Origin of the sequence: Infirmifilum sp., from assembly GCF_049970975.1 — an archaeon.
GTDB lineage: Archaea > Thermoproteota > Thermoprotei > Thermofilales > Thermofilaceae > Thermofilum > Thermofilum uzonense.
In genome coordinates this window covers 1-8497 of record NZ_JBMFLX010000054.1, presented here as the reverse complement: position 1 = coordinate 8497, position 8497 = coordinate 1, and the positions used below count along the sequence as shown (strand labels likewise).

Sequence of the window (8497 nt, the reverse complement as noted above, 5' to 3'; positions counted from 1 at the left end):
TCCTAAAAGACTCAGCCAGTTATCAAGCTTTCTCTCTTCTACTACCAGCCCATCGCTTGATAGCCCTCCGAAGGCTGTTGTGTGTACTAGTCCAGAGGAACTATGTCGAGAATGTCTGCACGTATTCAACGCCTTGTGGGGGTATGAATACCCACACCTTTTCATCCATTAGGTCAGGCAGGTGTGAAGATTCGAGCGAAATTACTTAGAATCCTCGCCCCACACTCTCGTCACAGTATAGATGAGCTCGTCATTTGTCTCGTACTTAGTGGTGCTCAGCTGAATATTCAAGGACTTTAGCATAGTTCACGTCCTGTTCTATGATACATATGTTGATGTGGACTTGATTACTATTCGGTCACCTCCGACAATCTGAGGCCGTCGTAGATTTTTCAACTAGGTTCTTCACGATGGATGTTAGCTTCCTCTCAAGCTCACCCTGCGGTGAAGCGATATTTCTCGCGCCTCTCTGTGACAGTGACCTTCTTAAACGGGATCTTGCTGGCAGGGTCTCTTATGCACAGTATAGCGGGCTTTTCAGTCCTGACTCCATATACTATGTACAGCCAGTAGTCTTTCCCCTTCTCCTTGGCAACTTTGAACTCCTCCTCAGTAAGATCTATGTCTAGCGATCTACTAGCTTTAGTCTTTACCTCGATAAACCTCACCTCTAGGGTCTCCCCGCCCTCCCCCCTCTTTATGCTCTTCACATCGTAGTGCTCGTGGCCCGATACCCTTGTAGCTTCCCTACCGCTGAGCCCCTCGTAGTTATGCACTATGGGTATGGCGTCGTCCTCAGCCCACATCCAAACCTCAGCACTGGGTGTTTCCTTAGCCTCTGGCAGGAACGCAGAGCTGATCATTATGAACTGAGGCTCTTTAATCTTCACACGTATGTCCTCTAGATTATGCACGTAGAACTGACTCCTGCAACCAAGGCGCTTCTTGATATTTTCGTAATTACTTAGCATTTCGAGCAACTTGCCGACCCCCTTCCTAAGCACCTTTTCATAATAGGTATTGTGGGAAGCCGTCAGAACCTCCTGCCTAGCAAATTGGATCGCCTCGGTTAAGCCGTATACCTCGTCCACGGGAATAGACCTATCTAAGGTTTCCAGCAATTTCTTAACAAGTTCGGTCCCCCTTAGTATCATTATACTCTTAGTTTCGAGGTCGCCTACAACTCCTATAGGCTCCCTGTACATAACTAAGTCCCTTGCGATGATTTCAGCCTCTGAGAGAAGCATCACCTCCCTTTTATCACATCTGTAGACAAAGTACTTGGGGTAATCGCTTGCCTTGAAACAGTTTTGCACTGTTTTAAGGGCCTCCTCTGGGTTTTTCAGCGGTATCTTGAACACCTTCTCATCCCTAGATTTTAAGATGATCTCGTCCTCAGACTCACGAACGACCTCTAGGTCTAGGTACTTAGATATATGGTTCACTATCTCCCTAGCAGCGGTGATGGCATTATCAAGGTCTCTAAAGCCCGTTAGGTTGAGGAGCTCATTGCGGACTCTCTCAGCCTCGTCCTCGGATTTCGACTTTGATGGGAATATATTCTTGCGGTTTATCTCAGTCGCCAACTTCTTCAGGGATTCAACAAATGTTTCAACAAAGTTTCTGGCATCGCTGACCACGAGCTCTATGATCTTAGACTCCGATAGCGAGATCTTCTTATTTTTGAAGTCGATCTCCAGGGGTATTAGCCCTCCGATAGCCCCCCTCGGTCCCACGGCGTGTTCGAGCAGCTCGTTTTTTATGGTTGATAACAGCACTCTCTCTCCAAGGATTGGGTCTAGTTTACCAACTGAGGTCGAGATACCGTAGAGTTTTTCGAATACAACCTCTGCAACGGTCTTCTCCATGGCATCGGCTAAGAATAGGTTGAAGACGTAGGTATTCCTATTCTGTCCGTACCTCCACACCCTGCCGATCCTCTGCTCAAGCCTTACGGGAGACCAGGTTATCTCATAGTTTATCACAACGTTGGCGTACTGAAGGTTGAGCCCCTCACCAGCTACATCGGTCGTTACGAGGATCCTCGGAGCATCTTCTGAGAGCCACTTCCTAATATCATCAATTTCTTTCCTATTCTCTGACGTGAATATTCTCACTACTCCTGGGTCTCCGAGCTCCGCCTTAACCCAGCTTGACAGCTTGCTGTAGATATATAGCGCTGTGTCCTTGAACTCTGTAAACACTATCGCCTTTCTACTGGCTAGATCCATAAACTCGGCTGGAAGATCACCCGGATTTGCCTTCATAACTAGTCTAAGTATCTTCTTCAGGGTCCTAACCTTGGAATCCTTTTCATCGCCTGATAGGATGTCCCTCGCGTATATCTTAGCTTCCTCAAGCTTTTCCACTAACTTACTCTCCAAGAACATACTGAGATCCGATGCCAGCTCGTCGAACCACTCGTCGAGCTCCTTTTCAAGGTCTTCCACATCGCCTGACAAGATATTGTCGAGCTGCCTGGCGCGTTCCTCGATCTCTTGAACCACCTTTTCCCATTCCTTGCCGCGACCGGAACCGATGATCTCTGCCGACCTACTCCTCTTCATGACGAGCTTGCTGAACGTCTTCACAAGGGCCTCGGGACTTGAAAGCCCCCTCTTGATGAGGAGGGTTCTGAGCAGGGCAACAATTGCACGTGCTCTCTCAGGCTTAAAGCCGAATTTTTTGACCATATGGTTATAGTATTCTGTGAGGTATTGCGTAGCGAGATCGGTTATGGTCTTTAGCAGCTTTCTCTCGGCGTCACTCGGCTCTATTAATACAGCAATCATGGTGCAGGGCTTGAAGATCTCGGACTTCTCATAGACTATGTTCACATCCTCCTTGCTCCTCCTGATCAGGATCACGTTATGTGTTTGCCGGTAGAACTCGGGCTTGTCGAATACCTTATCTAGATCCTCCACGTTTTTCGCCTCTGTGAGTGTTGGGTCTATGAGGGCTAGGCGGGCTAGATAGTCCTTGGCCTTCCCCCTATGCGGTGTGGCCGTGAGCAGGAGCAACACGGCATCCCTGTTGTTCATAACGATCTTGCCGAGGTTCTTCCACCTATCGTTTGGCTCGTACCCTATGTAGCCGAGCTTGTGTGCCTCGTCCACTACTATGGCATCCCAATTATTCCTAACCAGGACGTCCATATACCTTTCCTGCTTCAATGTATCAATAGACCCTACATACCACCCGGAGGGTAACTCGCGGCTGCTGGCTAGGACTTTTATGCTCTCCCTGTCTATCACTGTGGGGGATATGCCCATTCTCTTCATCTCTTCCACCCACTGCTCTACAAGGACGCTGGGGACGGCTACTAAGACCCTTTTAAGCCCGTCCTCCCTGTAGTTATTTACTGCTGCGAGCACTCTGAGGGCGGTAACCGTCTTACCAAGCCCTATCATGTCTGCTATAAGCATTCTTGTTGGCTTTATGAAGAGGGACTTGGCCACAACCTCTGTTTGGTGGAGTAGCGGGTTTCTCCCGCTGTATATGAAGAAAGGGTTGTACTTCAGATATTTCTCGGCGATCCATAGAAGGGGAGCAATGTAGGCGCTCATGCTCTGCACTCAGTCCAGCATATAAAGAGCCTTCACCGCCCTCCCGACTCGCAACATGTGCCAGTACCGTGCAGGACTCTGGGATCTGTACCTGTCGATTGCTATATCGCACAGGATGTTGAGGAAGTTTGCGTTCATGTTAAGTACTAGGCTCCTCAACGTGTTAAGCCTGGCCTCACCCGGCTTGTTGTACGTTGCAACCGTGAGTGCGAGTAGCAGGTGTCTCTTGAAGGCGACCTCGTTTGGGAGTACTACTACCGGCTTATCGTAGTACACATCCCTACCCGGTATCTTCACTTTCCTAGTCCCCACCACCTCTCCGCCGAGCTCTTTAGCGAAGTCTACCAGGAACTCCGTGAACCTTGCGGGGAACGCTATCTTCTCCTTATTGTCGACAACAGCTTTCAGAGGGTCCTGCCCGTCGAGGAGGCTGTAATATTTGATGTAGAACTTGTGCGTCCTCAGAACACCCTGGTACTCGTAGCTGGGCTTACTCCTCCTCTTAGCCGTGAAGGTAAAGACGTACCTAAACCCGGTCGACAAGGCCGCTACCCCATATTAGCTCTTTTCTTAATCTTTAATCTCACCCCCTCCTTATTGACTATATAATTAGCGATTTCGCGATATACTAGCTCGCTCTTAGGAGTGTACGTGGTCTCTATGACGGCTTTCGCTCCTAGATTCCTAGATATATTGATTATTGTACTATGTAGCTGGTCCAGCACCGCGCCATCCTCGGTTTCTACCCTGATGTTTATCTTCGCAGTCTCGCTGTCTATTACTATGGAGCCGGTTACAGTTCCCCTGTGGGACCTCATGATCCTTGCTATGTCTGGCAGACTGGCTATTTCTCTTACTACAATGCTTACTACCTTTGCGTCATCGCCTATAGGCTTGCCTCCATCTTTAGCGTCTATGGCTATCTCTTCCTCTATCCACTCCCCGATCACCTGAACGCTAATAGCCCTAGAATCTAGGATGCTACCTCTCCCATAGACATCCGCTGTAATGCTGTAGTTGCCGGGTTTATCCGCCTTTATTTTGAATCTAATGGAGAGCGGAGGCTTCCCACCGAACTCCCTCGGTTCCACGGTGAGCCCCTCGTCCGGCTTTAACTTCACCTGGATCTCCTCTTCGAAGTTCTTCACATCAATAGATGCCTCCACCTCATACTCCCTGCCCTCTAGCACTCTATCCGGTAACTTGGGGGTGAAATCTACTAAGTACTTCTTCTCCTCGTAGAAGAGTTTCCCAGCCTTCACCGTGTTCTTGAGGTCTAGATTGATATCTCTTATATCGAGCACCCTGCCGCTTCTATCCTCGACCTTGACAACCTTGTTGCTGGGGAGAGATTCGTATACTTTATTCAGCCACTCGTCGAAGACCTTCTCCCAGTACACTAGCTCCACCTCATCCCAAGAGATTTTTAATCTCTCTAGAAGCTCCTCCACCTTTTCGAGCACCTTCTCTCCCTCCCTAGAGGACTTTGCCTCCTCTCTGCTGCTGAATATGGGCTTCCACACGAGGGTTCCTCCGACTCTGATTGCGTAGTCCATGGTCTTAATGAGATCTTTGACAGCTTCTATGAAATCCCTATACCTTATGATGGGCGTGTTAGCCTTATCTGTGGTTGTAATGAAGCTCCAGAGGCTGCCAACCTTGATTGGTTCCTCCTCGGGATTCTTGCCTAGGTAGTCTCTAACCAAAGACAGTATGCTGTCTTTAGTGAACTCCTGCGGTATCAGCCCTTTATCCCTCAGGAACTCCTCAACTACTACCGGTATCGGCTCGTCTGACTCCAGCGACAGCCCCTCCTCAAACCTAACCTCTCCCTGCCTATGGTAGTAAACTCTGCGATAGCACCTACTTATCATTGTCCAAGTGTGCCTTTCATAATACTCCTTCTTGTTCTCGACCTTCTCTTTCAACAGGCCGAGCAAGTCCCTTATATAGCCCCCCTCTCTCTTATCCGATATCTCTCCCACCATTGCTTTCAGGTGATCCTCGCCTATGCTGCCGGCAGCTATGTAGTACTTAAGTATCTCTATAAGCCCTTCCCAGACAGTCTTGCCCTTGAGCCCGGCGAGCTCTCTGATACCGGCTATATCTTCGGGGGCGATCCCCTTAGCTTCTCCTATGCCGTCCACGTGGGGAGCTAGCACTACGATGTTGTTTCTACCTTGAAGGAACCCAAGCAGCTCATCCTTGGAGACTCTATCAGCTAGGATTACCAATACTGGGTCTCTACTCTCGAGGTAGTCCTTGGATACGGATTCTATGTTCTTGGCGACGGTAGCATTGAATATAGAGTCCTTCTTATAGCCCTTCGGAGGTCTCCCTCTGCCCCTCTTCCCAGAAAGCCCGCTTTCCAGGAGTTCCCTCAGCTTCTCCTTAACCATCTCATCTGTAACGTTCTTTTTCAGCATTTCGACCAGCTCCTCTATGGATGGTATGTTGGTGAAGAACCACCTAGCACTATCACTCTCTGGATCTCCATGCACAATCAGTTGCGGCAGGACGCTCCTCAGAATCAATAGAGTGCTCTTGACGTCTTGATCTGTAGGAGATACCGAGTATATTAGGTCTTGGGTTGTTGGGTATAGCCCCAGATTCATTGGGAGCCCTAGCCCTACAAGGCTGTGTAGCCATATAATGGAGGCTAGCTTGAATCCCACCCCTCCCCTCTCCTGTCCTAGGTCTCTGAGGTTCCTGGCAACGACTTTCTCATAGAACCCTTCCTTGCCGAGTTTCTTTATATTGTCGAAGCTCTCGGGGTCTGCTACGTTTTCCTTGAGAACTAAGCGGAACACATTGTACTCGTCTGGAGGGCTCCTAAGAATCGTCTCATCCAGTACTTCTCTCACGAACACTGGTATGTGGTACGGCATCACCAATCCTACCTCATCTTCAATCGCGTCGAACAGCCCCTCTCTCAGTGCTAGCACCGCCTGGACTGCGATCTTAATCGCGTCTCTAGTCCTCTGGAGGTGTGGCAGCCTGTAGGCCAGTTTCTCAATTAATTCTAGGAACATCGGGTGGAAAGGATAAGTCTTCCTAACCTCCCCCCAGAAGCCCCTCCTTTGTAGGATATTCTTAACGTACTCTGGGTATTCCCTAATAACCTCGCTCGATGAGAATTCGCTTGCCATCTTATCCAGCTCTTCCCTATCGTACGCGAATATCCTCTTCCTGAGTATCTCGGCTAGCTCCCTCTCGCTAACAGGCTTTATAACCTCTACATTCGTCCTACTCAACACGTCACTAACGGCCTTGACCAGCTCTCCCCTGTGTATGTACTCCATGCCCGGCTTCGCCTCCACCGTGCCCCCTCTTATCTCATAGGGCATCGTTATCACCACGGCGACCTCCCTCACATTATACTTGCTGAGAGCCTCGGCCAGGTTCATTAAGAACGTGGATATGCTTGTAGGTTGTAGCCCGCTCTGGTCGTAGTACCTCCCTATCTCGTCGATGAGCACAACCGCTCTGCTCCCGTTGAGCACCTTTTGGAGGTCATCTGCATACGGCGCTATCTCCTTCTCGTCTGAGCTTCTCACGGCGTCATATCTCCCTAGTACGTGCCCTAGGTAGCCCCAGATAGTCTTGATCTTCCTGCCACCGATCTCAATGGGCTTCGCAGGGCTAGGAGCAAGGTCGCTATACTTGCAGTCGATGAAGACTAGGTTTGGGGGCGGGCTCCTAATCAGATCCCAGTGCTCGTTGACGAAGCCTGCTATATCGCTGTCGAGCATTTTCAGCTTCGACACCGCGTCATCCTTGCTCCGAGACTCCCTGATCAGGTTGAACACGTGGTATAGGAGGATAAGCGAGTGGGTCTTACCGCCGCCTAGGTCTGACGGCAGGAGTATCAGGTTGCTTGTAGCCACAAACCTTTTGCCCCCAACAGAAGCCTCCTTGAGCCCTATGAGGTTCATGATCACCTTCACAACCAGGGTTTTCATGGACTCTGTTAGGTGTGTCCTCTTGAAGAACTCCACAGGATCCTGTATGAACGGGGGCGCCCTCCCCTTCACAACATCGCCTAGGTCTACTGCTGGCTCGTATTTTAGGCTCTCAACTTCATCCCTTATCTTCAGCTTCCTCACATCGATCAAAGGCCTCACCTCCCCTCTATATATTCGATAACGAGCTTGGACAAGCCGGCCTCTGGATCCCAGGCATACCCGCTGATCACCCTAGCCGCCTCCACCGCCTCCTTAACGAGCTCCTGGTGCATGTTATAGAGGCTCTGATATACAGCTCTGAACGCTGAGCTACCCTGTTTAGCATAGTATTCTAGCAAGTGGAGGATGTCTACAGCATTCATCTTCCTCCCCTCAGCAGCTAGCTTCAAAGGGTTGATGCCCCTCATGCCGAGCACCCTCTTAAGCTCGTCGATTGTCGTGCTGAGGGGCTCGAGCAGGATGTATTCCTTCTGCTTGGAACTTTTGCTTCCACTCCGACTTCCAGAGCTTTTAACGATGCCTGCTCTCTCAAATAGCTTATAGCCCTTCTCCTGATCTGGGCTGTTTCCTATGAAGCCGTATGATAGAGTTATTATGTCCTGGCTCGATAAGACTATGGGCTCAACCGGTACACCCGGTAGCGATGCCTGCCCCATGGGCCTGGAGTAGAGCCTGAAAACAGCTTTCGATGTTAAGTAGAATAGAACTTCAGGGGACTTCAAAGTTTCGGACGCGCTGGCTATGACCCTGGCCGCTATCGCATATGACTCCTTCACAAGGTCTCTTGCGGAGAGCTCCTTCCCGAAGTGGACAATTTTATCGTAGGATGTGAACAATGATAGAGCGCCGAGCATCACCGCCAGGAAGAGATCTCCCCCTGAGAGACCCGACCTAAGCGCCACATCCTTGGCTCTCCTGGCGCTTTCGAAGGCCTCCCTATACACATTGAGATACTCGCCAACCCTC

At 49.9% G+C, this 8497-nt stretch carries 3 protein-coding genes and 1 pseudogene; all 4 read right to left on the bottom strand.

Annotated elements, in window-relative coordinates; all coding sequences use genetic code 11:
* Nucleotides 1-434: 434 nt before the first annotated feature.
* Nucleotides 435-3566, bottom strand: a complete 3132-nt coding sequence (locus ACP5KC_RS07335) for a helicase-related protein (RefSeq protein ID WP_428287120.1) — start codon at nucleotides 3564-3566, stop codon at nucleotides 435-437.
* Between the two features lie 9 nt (nucleotides 3567-3575).
* On the bottom strand, nucleotides 3576-4109 hold the full coding sequence (locus ACP5KC_RS07330; RefSeq protein ID WP_428287119.1) for a hypothetical protein: 534 nt from the start codon (nucleotides 4107-4109) through the stop codon (nucleotides 3576-3578).
* Nucleotides 4110-4114: 5 nt separating this feature from the next.
* Complete coding sequence (locus ACP5KC_RS07325) at nucleotides 4115-7672, bottom strand: DUF499 domain-containing protein (protein ID WP_428287121.1); 3558 nt, start codon at nucleotides 7670-7672, stop codon at nucleotides 4115-4117.
* A gap of 14 nt (nucleotides 7673-7686) precedes the next feature.
* Nucleotides 7687-8497, bottom strand: a pseudogene (locus ACP5KC_RS07320) (hypothetical protein); the annotation flags it as partial.